We start from the raw sequence: 15,673 nt of genomic DNA, 5'->3' as shown, positions 1-15,673 counted from the left end.
CAGGCGAACGGCCGGGCGGGCACCGTGGGGGTGCCGCGCCCGGCCGTGGCCGTGCGGATCAGGCGCTGGGGACGTACTTGTAGCCGACGCGCCGCACCGTGACGATCGACGCCCGGTGGTCGGAGCCGAGCTTCCGCCGCAACCGGGCGATGTGGACGTCGACCGTCCGGCCGTCACCGACGTGCCCGTAACCCCACACCGTCGTCACCAGCTGATCGCGGGTGTGCACCCGGTGCGGATGCGCCACCAGGTGCGCCAGCAGCTCGAATTCGAGATACGTCAGATCCAGCGGGCGGCCCAGCACCCGCGCGGTCCGCTGCTCCGGGTCGATCCGGACGACCTCGTCGCCGGTCTCCGCGGCGGGCCCGGACGCGGGCTGCGGGGCGGGCTCGCCGGGCGGCCCGGCGGCGGCCGGTGCGGCGTCCGTGCGGCGGCCCGCGGCGGCCGCCTGCTCGGCGGGGACGAGGACCAGATAGCCGACCATCGGCGGACGGCCCGGCAGCACCGGCAGGCTGCCCTGCGGGGCGGGCAGCCACGTCGCGCCCGCGGTCAGCAGCTCGGCGACCGGCGGCACCTCGTCGGGTGCCACGGCGCGCAGCCGCTGCCGGGCGAGGTGCGGGGCGGGAGCGGAAGGGTGGGGGGCCGTCGCGGAAGTGGCAGGCAGAGGGCGGATGTTCGTCATGGAATTCAGCTCTTTCGCGCAGAGAAGCGTCAGGGGACGTCGTGCGCGCGGGCAGGGCCGACGACGCCGGTCAACGGCGTCGGACTGAGGAGTGCGGGCCCGCGCTCAGTGCGCGTGGCAACACAGACGATCGAAGGCGTGCGCCTGGCGGGACGGCCAGAAGGGCTCAAGGTCGCTGCGACCTGTCGCGCTGTCAAGGAGGCTGGCCATGTCTGCCATTCAACCAGACGGCTGTTGATATGTCCTTCACATCGACCGCGGTGTGAGACGGACCGCCCGCATCCCGGGCACCGTGCCCCGCCGTACGCCCCACCCTGCCCACCACCACCCCGTTCCCTGAGACCCCGCCGCCGCCCGACGGGCGCGGGCGGGGCGTACGGGGCGACCGCGGGGGAGCGCGGGGGCGTACGCGAGCCCCCGGCGGACGGGGCGCGCCGCCGACCCCGGACCGGGCCCCGTCCGGCCGCCGCCCGGATGCGCGCGACCCCGGGTGATTCGGGACCCCGTGCCGGGCTGCGGCGCCCCGGGGAGCGGGGCACGGCGGGGCAGACTGGCCCCATGACGACCCCGCGCATCGGACTTCTCGGCACCGGCTTCTGGGCGCAGCGCGTCCACGCACCCGCCCTGGCCGCCCACCCCGGGGTGGAGCTGACCGGCGTCTGGGGGCGCCGCCCGGAGGCCGCCGAGGAACTGGCCCACGCCCACGGCGCCCGCGCCCACACCTCCCCGGACGCGCTCTTCGCCGCCTGTGACGCCGTCGCCCTGGCACTGCCCCCGGCCGTCCAGGCGCCGCTGGCGACCCGCGCCGCCGAGGCCGGGTGCCACCTCCTCCTCGACAAGCCCGTCGCCCTCGACCCGGACGACGCCCGGACGCTGGACGAGGCCGCCACCCGCGCGGGCGTCGCCTCCGTCGTCTTCTTCACCGCCCGTTTCGGCACCCACGAGGCGGAGTGGATCGCCGGGCGGGCCGAGGAGGGCGGCTGGTTCACCGCCCACGCCGACTGGCTCGGCTCGGTCTTCGCCGAGGGCAGCGACAGCCCGTACGCCGCCTCCGCCTGGCGCCGCGAGAAGGGCGCCCTGTGGGACGTCGGCCCGCACGCGCTCTCCGTCCTGCTGCCGGTCCTCGGCGACGCGGTGGACGTCACCGCCCGCCGTGGCCCGGCCGACACGGTGCTGCTGACGCTGCGCCACCGGGGCGGCGCGGCCAGCTCCGCCACCCTGAGCCTGACCGCGCCCCCGCCCGCCGCGGGCGTCGCCGTCACCCTGCGCGGCGCCGCCGGGGTCACCGCCCTGCCGCGCCGTCAGGACGGCCCGCTGCCCGCCTACCACCGCGCCGTCGACGCCCTCCTCCTCGCCGCCCGCACCGGCCACCCGCACCCCTGCGATCTCCGCTTCGGGCGCCGCGTCACCGAGATCCTGGCGGCGGCGGAGCGGGCGCTCGACTGACCGGGCGCTCCCGGGGTGGCGCATTCCCGCAGGTGCGGGCCGCCTTCGGACGTAGCGTCGGCGTACCGGCGGACCGGCCGCTCCGGTGGCGGCCACCCGTCCGCCGCACCGCCACCGCGCGAAGGAGCCCACCCGTGAACGCTTCCGAGCCCACCGACGCCCCGTACACGGACGTCGTCCTCGCCGCCCTGCGCCGCGACCCCGCCCGTACGGCCCTGACGGCCGCCGACGGCACGGAGATCACCGCCGGCGAACTGGCCGCCACCGTGCACCGGACGGCCGCCGTCCTCGCCGCCCGCGGCATCGGCCGCGGCGCCACCGTCGTCCTGCTCAGCGGCAACGCCCCCGGCGTGATCGCCGCCCGCTACGCCGTCAACCACCTGGGCGGCCGCGTGGTGTCGCTCTACGACGGGCTCGCCCCCGCGGCGCTCGCCACCCTCGTCGACAGCGTGGATGCCGCCCTGCTGCTCGTCGAACCGGAGCTGGCCACCACCGCCCACGCCCTCCTCGGCCATCTGCGCGGCCCCGCGCCCGCCGTCCTCACCCTCGGCCCGGACCCGGCCACACCGCCCCTGGGCGAGGACCTGCTGGCCGCCGCTGCCGCGCTTCCGCGGACCCCGGAGGTGCCGGGGGCGGCGCTCCCCGGGGACGACTGGTGCATCCGCCACACCGGCGGAACGACCGGCATCCCCAAGGGCGTCCGGATGACGCACGCGCCCTACACCCGGATGCTGAGCCGCCCGATGGCCGCCGCCGGGGACCCGCCCCGCTTCCTGGCCGCCACCTCCCTCGCCCACCTCACGGGCGTCCTGACCGACGCGGCGCTGGTGGCCGGTGGCATGAGCGTCCTGCGGCGCGGTTTCGAGCCGGGCGACGTCCTCGCCTCCGTCGCCCGCCACCGCATCACCCACCTCTGGGCCCTCCCGCCGCTCCTCTACCGCCTCCTCGACCACCCGGACCTGCCCACCACCGACCTCTCCTCCCTCACCCGCGTCACCTACGGCGGCTGCCCCGCCACCCCGTCCCGGATACGGCGCGCCGCCGAGGTGCTGGGGCCCGTGCTGTACGGGGAGTACGGGCAGTCCGAGGCGCTGTCGATCGCCCGGGCGACCCCCGCCGACCTCGATGTCGTCGGGCCCGGCGGGCGGCTCACCGTCGGCCGCGCCGTCCCGGGCGTCGAGATCGCCGTCCGCGACGGGGACGGCCGCACCCTGGGCCCGGGGGAGCAGGGCGAGATCCACGTCCGGTCGGAGGGCGTGATGACCGGCTACTGGAAGGACCCGGAGCGCACCGCCGAGGTCCTGGTCGGCGACGGCTGGCTGCGCACCGGCGACATCGGTCTCCTGGACGAGGAGGGGCGGCTGTACCTCGCCGACCGCGCCAAGGACGTGATCATCGTCGTCGGCGGCCATGTCCAACCGCTGGAGGTCGAGGACCTGCTGCACACCCACCCGGACGTCGCCCAGTGCGCCGTCTACGGGGTGCGCACCGAGGACGGCGAGGAGGTGCACGCCGCGGTGGTCCCGGCGCCGGGCCGTACCGTCGACCCGGAGGAGCTGCGCGCGTTGGTGGTTCGTGACAAGGGCGCCATGTACGCGCCGGTGGCGTTCCGGATCCGGGACGCGCTGCCGCTGACGGCCGTCGGCAAGCCCGACAAGGCCCGGCTGCGCGCCGCGTACGCCCCGGCCGCGGAGGCCGCCACCGCGTCCTGACCGGACCCGTCCATGCGCCGTCATATCGCCGCTGGTCAGCGGCTTTTGTCAGTGGTCGGCCGTAGAATGGGGACCAGTAAGTGAGGGTTCACCCAGCACCCGGAGGTTGCCCGATGGCCCCTGCCACTCCGATGACGAAGCCTCTTCCCGCCCATCCGCTGCCCAAGAGGCCGCTGCCCGCCGGCTGGCCCCGCGAGCGGTATGAATCCCACAACCGCCGCCTCAAGGCCATGCGGCTGGCGATAGCCCTGCTCGACACCGGTGTCCACCGCCCCGAGCAGGCTCCCAACGGCCGTATCCGCACGGTGGCCCAGGCCATCGGCGTCCACCGCCCGTCCGACACCACCTGCCGTCTGGTGCGCGCCCTGCTCTACGACAACTGCTGACCGGGGGAGCGGCGCGCTTAGGAGAACGGGCCCTCGCCGACGTCGTGATGACGCCCGCGAGGGCCCGGTATCCCCCCGATTCCCCCGTCGGACGGTGCATGCACCGCTGGCGCGGACCGGCGTGCGGAGTGCGTCGCCGGAGCCGGACTGTCCGAGGGCGGCCCGCCGTACGCGCCCGCGCGGGCGGACGCCGCCCGCGCGGCACCGCCGTTCCCGCTGCCCGCGCCATATCAAGCAGCCTGTCACCCCGCGCGCACCGGCCACAACGCCGGAGTGATGGCACCTCAACGCGGTTTGATCGCCCGGGGGTTATCAATCCCGGGAGGGATCGGCCCGGGACCGGTCCGGCCCGGTGCCGCGCGGGTCAGGGCGCGCCCTCCGCGCCCTCCGCGCCCTCCGCGCCCTCCGCGCCACCCGGACCCGGGCTCCCGGGGTCCGCCGTATCCGTCGCATCCGCCGCATCCGGTAGCTCCGGCGGCTCCGGCATGTCCGCCAGCTCCGCCAGTGCCGATGTCAGCCAGGTGATCCAGAACGTCTCCAGCTCGATCCCGGCGCGCATCACCAGCCGCTGCAGCCGCTCGGCGGATGACGCGGCGGTCGCGAAGTCGCGTTCCTCGATCGCGGTGTACTCTGCCAACTGCCGCCGGTGCAGCGCGAGATGGCGGCGCAGTTCGTCATCGAGCCCGGTGTGTCCCACCACGGCCGCGGCCCGCATCCGCAGCAGCAGGGCGTCCCGGTGCGGCTTGGGGTCCTGCGGTTCGGCCGCCCAGGCGGTCAGCGCGGCGCGGCCCGAGGGCAGGACCTCGAACTCCTTCTTCTGCCCGCGGGCCGACTGCGCCGCGGGGAGCGCCCGGATCAGTCCGGACGCCTCCAATTTGCCCAGTTCGCGGTAGATCTGCTGATGTGTCGCCGACCAGAAATAGCCGATCGACCTGTCGAACCGCCGCGTCAGCTCCAGCCCCGACGACGGCTTCTCCAGCAGGGCGGTGAGGATGGCGTACGGCAGGGACATGGACGCATCCTAGGCCGGGCCCGCCGCCCGGACCCGGGGCCGGGGACGGCCGGTCCGTGTCCGCCCGGAGCCGGGCGGCCCCGGGCGGACGCGCCGTCTCACAGCCTCGCCGCGAGCCGGGTCCCGCCGTCGATCGCCCGCTTGGCGTCGAGTTCGGCCGCCACCTCCGCGCCGCCGATCAGATGGACCGAGTGCCCGTCCCGGACCAGCGCGTCGTACAGCTCGCGCCGCGGCTCCTGGCCGGTGCAGAGCACGACCGTGTCCACCGCGAGCACCTGCCGCTCCCCGTCGACCGTCAGATGCAGCCCCTCGTCGTCGATGCGGTGGTACGTGGCGCCCGCGACCGTCGTCACGCCGCGGTGGCGGAGTTCGGCGCGGTGGATCCAGCCGGTGGTCTTCCCCAGACCCGCGCCGACCTTGGTGGTGCTGCGCTGGAGGAGGTGGACCCGGCGCGGCGGCGCGGTCCGCTCCGGCGCGGTCAGCCCGCCCCGGGCGCCGTAGCCGGTGTCGACGCCCCACCGCCGGAAGAAGACCTCCGGGTCCCGGCTCGCCGGTGCGCCGCCGTCCGTCAGGAACGCCGCGACGTCGAAGCCGATGCCGCCCGCGCCGATGACCGCGACGCGCTCCCCGACCGGCGCCCCGTCCCGCAGCACGTCGAGGTAGCCGAGCACGTCCGGCCGGTCGGCGCCGGGGATCGGCGGGGTGCGCGGGGTGACGCCGGTGGCCAGCACGATCTCGTCGTACCCGGCGCCCGCCAGCGTCCCGGCGGTGACCCGCGTGCCGAGGCGGACGTCGACCCGCCACCGCTCCAGCGCATGGCGGAAGTAGCGCAGCGTCTCGTCGAACTCCTCCTTGCCGGGGATGCGGCGGGCGATGTCGAGCTGCCCGCCGATCGTGTCGGCGGCGTCGAAGAGCGTGACGGCGTGGCCGCGTTCCGCCGCCGACACCGCGCAGGCCAGCCCGGCGGGCCCGGCGCCCACCACGGCGAGCTGCTTGCGCCGCCGGGTCGGCGAGAGCACCAGCTCCGTCTCGTGGCAGGCCCGCGGGTTGACCAGACAGGAGGTGAGCTTCCCGCTGAAGGTGTGGTCGAGGCACGCCTGGTTGCAGCCGATGCAGGTGTTGATCGCCTCCGGCTCGCCCCGTCCGGCCTTGGCGACGAACTCCGGGTCGGCGAGGAACGGCCGCGCCATCGCGACCATGTCGGCCGCCCCGCCCGACAGCAACTCCTCCGCGACGTCCGGGGTGTTGATGCGGTTCACCGCGACCAGCGGCAGCTTCACCGCCTCGCGCACCCGCCGCGTCACCCAGGAGTACGCGCCGCGCGGCACGGAGGTGGCGATGGTCGGGATGCGCGCCTCGTGCCAGCCGATCCCGGTGTTGAGCAGCGTCGCCCCGGCCGCCTCGACCGCCTCCGCCAGCGCGACCACCTCCGGCAGCGTGGAGCCGTCCGGCACCAGGTCGAGCATGGAGAGCCGGTAGATGATCAGGAAGTCCGGCCCGGTCCGCTCCCGCACCCGCCGCACGATCTCCACCGGGAACCGCATCCGGTTCTCGTACGAACCGCCCCACCGGTCGGTGCGCCGGTTGGTGGCGGTCACCAGGAACTCGTTGATCAGATAGCCCTCGGAGCCCATGATCTCGACGCCGTCGTACCCGGCGGAGCGGGCCAGCTCCGCGGCGCGGGCGAAGTCCTCGACGGTCCGCTCGACCTCGTCGTCGGTCAGCGCGTGCGGGGTGAACGGGCTGATCGGCGCCTGGAGCGCGCTCGGCGCCACCAGGTCCGGGTGGTGCGCGTACCGGCCGCCGTGCAGCAGCTGGAGCGCGATCCGGCCGCCCTCGCGGTGCACCGCCCCGGTGATCTGCCGGTGCTCGGCGGCCTCCGCCTCGGTCGTCAGCGCCGCCCCGCCCGCGAAGAGCCGCCCGGCGTGGTTGGGTGCGAACCCGCCGGTGACGATCAGACCGACGCCGCCGCGCGCCCGCTCCGCGTAGAACGCGGCCATCCGCGCGAACCCGCCCGGCGCCTCCTCCAGACCGAGGTGCATCGACCCCATCAGCGCTCGGTTGGGCAGCGTCACGGAGCCCAGGTCGAGCGGGCTCAGCAGATACGGGTACGGGCTCGGGCGCATCGGGTCCTCCTGGCGCAGCGGCGGTCGTCAGGGACGTTCTAGGGCACCGGAGCCGGGATATGCAACAAGTTGCATAAAAGAGTGACCCAGGCGACGGTCCGCCCGTCCGTCCCCCTCGCGGGGCGCCCGCCCCCGCCGCGACCGCCCCGCCCGCGCGCCCCCGGCGCCCGCGTCCCACCTGCGCGCCCCCGCCACGGCCGCCCGGAAGCGGAACACCGTGGGCCGTCTCACAGCGAACTTCCGCCTCCCGCGCCCCCAACTCTGTTACCTGTCAGTAGAGTTGCCGCATTCCGAGGGGTGGCCTCCGGCGCGCCCCGCCCGGGAACGACGCCGCGCGCCGCGATGCCCGCCCGCCCGCACACGGAAGGGACCGCATGAGCACACCGCCCACGACGCTCACGCTCGACCACCTCGTCGACACCGACCGCTACCCCCTCGCCGACCCCGACGCCCCCGCCGCCCGCACCGTCGTCGACCGGGCCCGCCGCGATCTGCGCACCCACGGCTGCACCGTCCTCACGGACTTCCTCCGCCCACCGCGGCGCGACACCCTCCGCGAGGAGTGCGCGGCGCTCGCCCCCCGCGCCCACTTCGCCACCGAGACCGTCAACGTCTACAACATCGCCACCGACACCCCGCTGCCCGACGGCCACCCCGGACGCCGCACCTTCCGCCGCGGCAACGCCTTCGTCCCCCGCGACCGCATCCCCGCCGACGCGCTCATCAGCCGCCTCCACACCGACCCGGACTTCCAGCGCTTCCTCGCCGCCTGCTTCGGTCTGCCCCGGCTGCACCCGCTCGCCGACCCGCTCGCCGGACTCGTCCTCAACGTCGTCGAACCGGGCATGGACCACCCCTGGCACTTCGACACCAACGAGTTCACCGTCAGCATGCTCACCCAGGAAGCCACCGACGGCGGCGACTTCGAGTACTGCCCCGGCATCCGCACCGCCGACGACGAACGCTTCGACGACGTCCGCGCCGTCCTCGACGGCGACGGCGGCCACCTCGTCCACCGCCTCCCGCTGCGCCCCGGCGACCTCCAGCTCTTCCGTGGCCGCTACTCCCTGCACCGGGTCAGCCCGGTCCGCGGCGCCCGCGCCCGCCACTCCGCGATCTTCGCCTACAGCGAGCGCCCCGGCGTCATCGGCTCCGTCGCCCGCACCCGCCAGCTCTTCGGCCGGGTCCTCCCCGCCCACCTCGCCGCCGCCCGCCGCACCGTCCGCGGCGACACCCTGCTGGACTGACTCAACCCCCGTACGATTCCGGCTCGTTGCCCCGTTACCACGCTGTCCCGTACGCCACCGTCGAATCGAGAGCCGCCATGCCCACACCCGAGGACCCCGCACCCGGCACCACCTTCGCCCACGACGACCAGCTCCCGAAGGTGCCGCTGCCCACCCTTGAGGAGAGCTGCGCCCTCTTCCTGGAGTGGTGCCGCCCGCTGCTGACCGACGCCGAACGCGCCGCGACCGAGGCCGAGGTCGCCGCCTTCCGCGCCCCCGAAGGACCCGGCCCCGTCCTGCACGCCGCCCTCGCCGCCTACGACGCGCTCCCCACCACCCACAGCTGGCTCGACACCTTCTGGCCCTACCGCTACCTCGGCCGCCGCGACCGCATCGCCCTCAACGCCAACTTCTTCTTCCTCTTCCGCGACGAGGACCCCGCCGCACCCGGGAGCGACCCCCAACTCGACCGCGCCGCCGGGCTGATCATGGGCGCCCTCCACCACAAGCGCCTCCTCGACGAGGAGCGGCTGGCCCCCGTCGTCCAGCGCGGTCGCCCGCAGTCGATGGACCAGCACCGCTACCTCTTCTCCACCACCCGCATCCCCGGCACCGACCAGGACACCGTCCGCGCCCCGTACTCCGCCGAGTGGCCCGGCCCCTCCCGCGCCCGCCACATCGTGGTCTTCTTCCACGGCCGGATGTTCCGCCTCGACGTCCTCGCCCCCGACGGCACCCCCTACGGGCTCGACGACCTGCGCACCGCGCTCGACGCCGTCCGCAAGGCGGGCGCCGACCCCGCCGAGCCGGGCACCTCCGTCGGCCACCTCACCACCCTCGCCCGCGCCGCCTGGGCCGAGGTCCGCGCCGACCTGCGCACCGACCCCGGCAACGCCGCCGCCCTCGACACCGTCGAAACCGCCCTCTTCTGCGTCTGCCTGGAGGACTTCGCCCCCGACGGCATCCAGGAGGCGTGCGACGAGCTGCTGTACGGCGACCGCGGCAACCGCTGGTTCGACAAGGCCGTCTCCTTCGTCGTCTTCGCCGACGGCCGCGCCGGGATCAACATCGAACACTGTGAACTGGACGGCACCACCGTCCTCGCCTTCGTCGACGGGCTCCTCGCCACCACCCCCGAGGACCACGCCCGCCGCGCCGGTGCCCGCACCCAGGGCCCGCCCGAGCCGTCCCCGCTCCCCTTCACCACCGACGACGCCACCCGCGCCCGCATCCGCGCCGCCGCCGACGCCTTCACCGCGTACGGCGCGGCCACCGCCACCCGCACCGTCGCCTTCGACGACTTCGGCGCCGACACCGCCAAGGCCCTCGGCGTCTCCCCGGACGCCTTCGTCCAACTCGCCTACCAACTCGCCCACCGGCGCGCCAAGGGCCACCTCGGCGCCACCTACGAATCGATCGCCACCCGGCAGTGGCGCCGCGGCCGCACCGAGGCGATGCGGGTGGTCACCGAGGAGATCCGGCACTTCGTCGCCGCGATGGAGGACCCGGCGGCCGCCCCCGCCACCCGCCGCGCCGCCGCCCGTGCCGCCGCCGCGGCCCATGTCACCCGCGCCAAGGAGTGCCAGGCGGGCCGCGCCCCCGAACAGCACCTGTGGGAACTGGAGCTGATCCAGCGCCGCCGCGGCCAGGAGCTAGGCCTCCCCGACCGGCCCGCCCTCTACCGCTCCCCGGGCTGGCTGACCATGCGCGACGACTACCTCAGCACCAGCTCCGCCCCCTCCACCCACATCCAGTACTTCGGCTTCGGCTCCACCAGCAGCCGCTGCATCGGCGTCGCCTACGTCCTCCTCCCCGACCGCTTCCACCTCTACCTCAGCACCCCCGAAGCGGTCGCAGGCCCCATGCACACCTTCGCGGCGGAGCTGCGGCGGGCGGTGGCGGAGCTGCGGGAGCTGTTGGGGGAGGGGTGAGGAGGGGGCGGTAGGGGCTGCCCGGCCCGCGGGGCTGTCTGCCCCACGGGGCTGCCCGTCCCACGGGGCTGTCTGCCCCACGGGCCGGTCGTCCTCCCGGCCGGGCGAGGACCGGGCCGGGAGCCGGGAGGCCGGGGCCGCAGGCTGGGGAGCCGGGGGCCGGGCGAGGCCCCCGGCTCCCGCCGCTCCCCTCACTTCAACAACCGCGACATCCGCCGGTCCGCCAGGATCTTCCCGCCCGTCTGACACGTCGGGCAGTACTGCATCGACCGGTCCCGGTACACGACCTCCCGCACCGTGTCCCCGCACACCGGGCACGCCTCACCGGCCCGCCCGTGCACCCGCATCCCGCTCTTCTTCTCCGCCTTCAGCTTCCCCGGCTCCAGCCCGCCCGACCGCGCCACCGCCTCCGTCAGCGTCGTCCCGACCGCCGCGTACAGCACATCGGTCTCCCCGTCCGTCAGCGACGCCGCCGCCCTGAACGGTGACATCCGGGCGACGTGCAGAATCTCGTCCGAGTACGCGTTCCCGATCCCGGCCAGCACCCCCTGGTCCCGCAGCACGCCCTTGATCTGCCGCCGCTCCCCGGCCAGCAGCCGCCCGAACGCCTCCCGGGTGAAACCGTCCCCGAGCGGATCGGGCCCCAGCCGCGCCACCCCGGGCACCTCCCGCGGATCCCGCACCACATACACCGCCGCCTGCTTACGGGTCCCCGCCTCCGTCACGTCGAACCCGTCGCCCGCCACCAGCCGCACCCGCAACGCCAACAGCCCCTTCCCCGGCCGCGGCGGCGCCGCCGGCACCTCCTCCCGCCACCGCACCCACCCGGCCCGCCCCAGATGCATCACCAGATGCAACCCCCCGACCTCCACATCCAGAAACTTCCCCCACCGCACGACGCCCCCGCACACCCGCCCCTCCAACTCCGTCACGGCGGGCTCGTACGTCTTGAGCACACTGACCGCCACCGGGAACACCCGCCCCACGGCCTTCCCCACGACCCGCCCCCGCAGGTACCGAACAAGCGACTCGACTTCCGGCAATTCGGGCATGGGGTCAGTGTGCCGCCTACGGGCCCGTCCGGCCCGGCCGGAGCGGCGACGGGCCGGGGAACCACCACCCGCACGGCGCGACGGCCGGGCGCCGCCGCCGCTTCCCGCGCCGCGTCCTCGGACATACTCATGCAGGAGTCCGGGTGCAGCCGGAGACCGTGCAAAAGGGGGCGCATGCCGGTGGACGAGCCAAGCGTTCACAACGACGTCAGCGGGCAGGTCCTGGGCCCCAGCGTGCAGGCGGGGATCATCCACGGCGATGTCTACATCGGGAACCAGGAACCCGTCCTCCCGCCGATACCGTGGCAGTTACCACCCGCCGTGCCGCTCACCGACCGCGTGGACGAGCTGCTGTTCCTCGGACGCCGCCGCGACCGCTCCGCCCACCGCGGGCACCCCTTCCTGGCGGCCATCAGCGGCCTGGGCGGCGTCGGCAAGACCGCCCTCGCCCTGGGCTGGCTGCACACCCTGCGGCCGTCCCTGCCCGGGGGACAGCTCTACGCCGACCTGGGCGCGCGGTCGCCGAGCGGCCCCGTCGACCCGGCGGAGACGCTCAGCCGCTTCCTGCGCGGTCTCGGCGTCGCCCCGCAGCAGGTGCCGCACACCCTCGCCGAACGCGCGGCGCTGTACCGCTCGCTGACCTCCCGGCGCCCGGTCGCGGTGCTCCTGGACGACGCCGAGAGCGCGGCCCACGTCCGCCCGCTGCTGCCCGGCGGGGACAGCGTCACCGTGGTCACCAGCCGGGGGCGGATGACCGGCCTCACCCTCGAAGGCGGCCACCAACTCCACCTCGAACCGCTCGCCCCGGTGGACGCCATGGAACTCCTCGCCGACACCCTCGGGGACCGCCGGGTGGCCGAATGCCCCGAGGACGCCCTCGCCCTGGTCGCCCTCTGCGCCGGTCTCCCGCTCGCCGTACGCGTCGTCGGCGCCCGCCTCGCCGCCCGGCCGCGGCGCAGCATCGCCATGATGGTCGGCGCGCTGTCCGAGGAGCGCGGACGCCTCGACGCCCTGGCCATCGACGGGGACCGCAGCGTGCGCGCCGCCCTGGACCTGTCCTACCGCGGCCTGCCCGCCGACGCCGCCCGGCTCTACCGGCTGCTCGGCACCCACCCGGGCAGACACTTCGACGACGGCCTCGCGGCGGCCCTGCTGGCCCCCACCGGGGCGACGGCGGGTGCGGCCGCGGACCTCCTCGACGCCCTCCACGACACACACCTCATCACCGAGACGGGTGAGGACCGCTACCGCTTCCACGACCTCGTACGGCTGCACGCGCTGGCCCGGGCCGAGGAGGAGGAACCGGCGGCGGAACGCGCCGCGGCACTGCGCCGGGTCGCCGGGCACTACCTCGCCCTCGCCACCCGCGCCGAGCACGCCGTCGAGCCGCGGCGCCCCACCCTGGAGCGCGATCCGGCCGCCCGGGCGGCACACCCCGCGCCCTTCGGCGACGGGGACGCGGAGGCGGCGCTGGACTGGCTGGAGCGGGAGCTGCCCGACCTCGTCGCGGTCATCCGGCGCGTACGGACCACCGACTTCCCGTGGTTCAGCTGGCAGCTGGCCGACGCCCTGTGGCCGCTCTTCCCGCGCCGCAAGCACTACGACCACTGGCGCACCGTGCACGGCGAGGGGCTGGCGGCGGCCCGGGCGCACGGCGACCGCCCGGCGCAGGCCCGGATGCTGACCTCCGGCGGCCTGGGCGAACTGGGACGCGGCGCGCACGACCGGGCCCTGGAGATGTTCGAGGCGGCGGCGGAGATCCTGGCCGCGGACGGCGACGCCCTGGGCCACGCCCGGACGCTCAACTACCGCGGCCTCGCCCTCCAGCGCCGCGGCGAACCGGCGGCGGCCGCGGAGCTGTTCGCCCGCGCCGCGGCCGAACTGCCCCGCCACGGCGACCCGCGCGCCGGGGCCCTGGCCCGCCTCAACGCCGCCGGTATCGCCCTCGACGCCGCCCGCCCCGAGGACGCCGCGACCGCCGCCCGGGCGGCCCGCGACACCCTGCGGGAGGCGGGCGACCCGTACAACGCGGCCCGCGCGACGACCGTCCTGGGCCGGGCCCGCCTGCTCGCCGGGGCGGCGGCCGAGGCGGAGGGCCTGCTCGCCGAGGCGCTGGCCGTGCTCCGCGGCGTCGACGCGGGCTACGAGGTCGCACGGGCCCTGGAGTCCCTGGCCGAGATCGCCCGGGACCGCGGGGAGACCCCGCTGGCCAGGGCCCGCTACGAGGAGGCGCTGCGCCTCTACGTCGACGTGCACCGCAAGGAACGCGCCGACGCCGTCCGGGCCCGGTTGGGCGCGCTCGGCGCCGCCGGATGACCGGCCGGAGCGGCCCGCGCCGCCACCAGCTCCCGCACCGGCAGCCCGGCCACCAGCCAGGCGTGCGCCAGCGAGGCCCACACCTCCCACGGCGCCACGGCGGCGTGCCCCGCGCCCAGCACCACCCAGGCGTCCCGCCGCGGCCCGCACCGCAACCGGCACCCCGACGGCCCCCGCGGCAGCGCCACCACCGCGGCGCCGGGCGCGAGGTGCGCCGCCCCGGCCCGCTCCGGGTCCCGCACCACCAGCACATCGGCGAGCAGCGGCCACGGGCGCGGGGCCGGCGGCGCGACGCGCAGATGGTGATCGGTCACCCGCCCGCCGCCCGGCAGCCGGAGCCGGACCGCGGTCCGCACCGCCGTCCCGGTCTCCGGCACCGGCGTCTCCTCGACGGCGGCGCGCAGCACCCCGCCGGGACCGTGGAGGTCCAGCCACCGCGCCGTCATGTCTCCGCCCCGCCCGGTACCCGGAAGTCCAGGGTGACCGGTTGCGACGCCGTCTCCTGCACCAGCCGCGCGGCCGGTGCCCGCAGCCGCAGCGTCCGGTAGATCAGCGACCGCATCCGGCGGGCGAACCGTCCGGGCTCCGACGTGAGCCGGGCGGCCACCCGGGCGTACAGCTCCGGCCGGGCCGCCGCGGCTGGGGCGCGCAGCTGCCGCCGCAGCGGACGGTCGGCCCGCAACCGCGGCGCGAAGGACCGCAGTTCGGCCATGGGGGAGCCCGGGTCCAGCTCCGCCTTGGCCGAGCCCGTGGTCAGCACCCGGGCGCCGGTCATCGTCCCGTACAGGGCGGCCGAGCCGTGGTCGCCGACGATGATGTCGGACGCGACGACCGCGCCGCACCAGTCCGAGTACTGGCTGATGACCTGCACCCCGGCGCGCCCGAGCCGGGTCAGCCAGCTCTTGATCTGCCACTCCCCGTGGGCGTTCCAGACGTTCGGGTGCAGCATCAGCGCGATGCTGTACTCCTCCCGCGGAAGATCCGCCGCCAGCCGTTCCAGCAGCTCCCACTCCTCGCCCAGCAGCGACTGCGGCCCCCAGGTGGAGCAGGCGAGCAGCAGTTCCTGGCGCGCCCCGGTCCGCAGCGCCTGCCGGTACAGCGCCCGCGACGGCATGCTTGCCCTGATCCGGTCGTAGCAGGGGTCCCCGACCACATGGGCCACCGGGACCGCCTCCGGGCACTCACGGCCGAGCCGGGCCAGCTCCTCGGCGTGCGAGAGCACGATCGCCGCCGGGATGACCGCGCCGTCCCGGACCAGCCGCTGGCGGCTGAGCCCGTACACCCCGCGCTCCGCCGGACCGGCCGCCGGGGCGGCGCCCCCGGTCGGCGACGACACGACCTTGTTGTGCCCCACGCCGTGCGGCAGCACGATCACCGGTGCGTGCAGCTCGTGCAGGCTGCCGTGGCTGGCCGCCAGCGCCAGGTCGAACGGGATGTTCACGGCCTGCGCCCAGGGCAGCACCAGCGCCCGGGTGCCCTCCAGGAAGGCGTCCACGCCGTGGCCGAAGACGTCGGGCGCGACCGTGAAGATCACCTGTAGCCGCGGGTCCCCGGCGAGCAACTGCACCGCGTCCAGCAGCCGCTGCCCCGCGGTGACCGTGTGCACCACCGCGAGAATCTTCTTACGGACCCGGCGGGTGGCCCACCGTTCGACGTCCAACCGCAGCGGCACATGCCGCCACTCGAACCCCGATACCGTCACACTCATCCGAACTCCCCCATGTTCCGGCCCGATCGGCCGCTCCCTGCGATGTGACCGCGGTGCCCGCCCCCTCGGCCGGTCC

At 75.8% G+C, this 15,673-nt stretch carries 12 protein-coding genes; 6 read left to right on the top strand and 6 right to left on the bottom strand.

Translation table 11 applies throughout. The annotated features are described in order from the left end of the window. Positions 1–58: 58 nt before the first annotated feature. Positions 59–682 (bottom strand): winged helix-turn-helix domain-containing protein, encoded by a 624-nt coding sequence (locus IF23_RS0109720; protein ID WP_030281939.1) that lies wholly within the window; start codon positions 680–682, stop codon positions 59–61. A gap of 558 nt (positions 683–1,240) precedes the next feature. Here IF23_RS0109720 and IF23_RS0109715 point away from each other — a divergent pair. The 3 genes from IF23_RS0109715 (at position 1,241) to IF23_RS0109705 (ending at position 4,226) form a co-directional block, all read left to right on the top strand. Beyond that, positions 1,241–2,128 (top strand): Gfo/Idh/MocA family protein, encoded by an 888-nt coding sequence (locus IF23_RS0109715; RefSeq protein ID WP_030281938.1) that lies wholly within the window; start codon positions 1,241–1,243, stop codon positions 2,126–2,128. A gap of 134 nt (positions 2,129–2,262) precedes the next feature. Continuing rightward, the gene (locus IF23_RS0109710; RefSeq protein WP_030281937.1) at positions 2,263–3,840 is read left to right on the top strand and encodes an AMP-binding protein; all 1,578 of its coding nucleotides are present in this window, start codon (positions 2,263–2,265) and stop codon (positions 3,838–3,840) included. Positions 3,841–3,953: 113 nt separating this feature from the next. Further along, a complete protein-coding gene (locus tag IF23_RS0109705; protein WP_030281936.1) occupies positions 3,954–4,226 on the top strand; it encodes a hypothetical protein in 273 nt (90 codons plus the stop codon). A gap of 364 nt (positions 4,227–4,590) precedes the next feature. Here IF23_RS0109705 and IF23_RS0109700 read toward each other — a convergent pair whose 3' ends face one another. Both IF23_RS0109700 and IF23_RS0109695 read right to left on the bottom strand, forming a co-directional pair. After that, a complete protein-coding gene (locus IF23_RS0109700; RefSeq protein WP_078653885.1) occupies positions 4,591–5,238 on the bottom strand; it encodes a PadR family transcriptional regulator in 648 nt (215 codons plus the stop codon). Between the two features lie 98 nt (positions 5,239–5,336). Next, on the bottom strand, positions 5,337–7,364 hold the full coding sequence (locus IF23_RS0109695) for an oxidoreductase (protein ID WP_030281932.1): 2,028 nt from the start codon (positions 7,362–7,364) through the stop codon (positions 5,337–5,339). A gap of 374 nt (positions 7,365–7,738) precedes the next feature. Between IF23_RS0109695 and IF23_RS0109690 the strand changes: the two genes are divergently transcribed. Continuing rightward, complete coding sequence (locus tag IF23_RS0109690; RefSeq protein WP_030281930.1) at positions 7,739–8,611, top strand: HalD/BesD family halogenase; 873 nt, start codon at positions 7,739–7,741, stop codon at positions 8,609–8,611. Positions 8,612–8,688: 77 nt separating this feature from the next. After that, on the top strand, positions 8,689–10,521 hold the full coding sequence (locus IF23_RS0109685; RefSeq protein WP_030281928.1) for a choline/carnitine O-acyltransferase: 1,833 nt from the start codon (positions 8,689–8,691) through the stop codon (positions 10,519–10,521). A gap of 191 nt (positions 10,522–10,712) precedes the next feature. Here the strand turns inward: IF23_RS0109685 and IF23_RS0109680 are convergent, their stop codons facing one another. Continuing rightward, positions 10,713–11,573: an Fpg/Nei family DNA glycosylase gene (locus IF23_RS0109680; protein ID WP_030281926.1), complete on the bottom strand. Its 861-nt coding sequence runs from the start codon at positions 11,571–11,573 to the stop codon at positions 10,713–10,715. Positions 11,574–11,753: 180 nt separating this feature from the next. Between IF23_RS0109680 and IF23_RS0109675 the strand changes: the two genes are divergently transcribed. After that, complete coding sequence (locus IF23_RS0109675) at positions 11,754–13,889, top strand: ATP-binding protein (protein WP_425423819.1); 2,136 nt, start codon at positions 11,754–11,756, stop codon at positions 13,887–13,889. Here IF23_RS0109675 and IF23_RS31955 read toward each other — a convergent pair. Both IF23_RS31955 and IF23_RS0109665 read right to left on the bottom strand, forming a co-directional pair. Continuing rightward, entirely contained in the window at positions 13,814–14,335 is a 522-nt protein-coding gene (locus IF23_RS31955) for a hypothetical protein (protein WP_051739447.1), read from the bottom strand. The genes IF23_RS0109675 and IF23_RS31955 overlap by 76 nt on opposite strands. Further along, positions 14,332–15,597, bottom strand: a complete 1,266-nt coding sequence (locus IF23_RS0109665; protein ID WP_030281920.1) for a hypothetical protein — start codon at positions 15,595–15,597, stop codon at positions 14,332–14,334. The genes IF23_RS31955 and IF23_RS0109665 overlap by 4 nt, the downstream gene beginning before the upstream one ends. Positions 15,598–15,673: the final 76 nt, after the last annotated feature.

It is taken from the genome of Streptomyces catenulae (assembly GCF_000718015.1).
In the GTDB taxonomy this organism is placed as follows: Bacteria; Actinomycetota; Actinomycetes; order Streptomycetales; family Streptomycetaceae; genus Streptomyces; species Streptomyces catenulae.
Note: the sequence above shows the minus strand (reverse complement) of the source record. Positions and strands in the feature narration are given on the sequence as shown.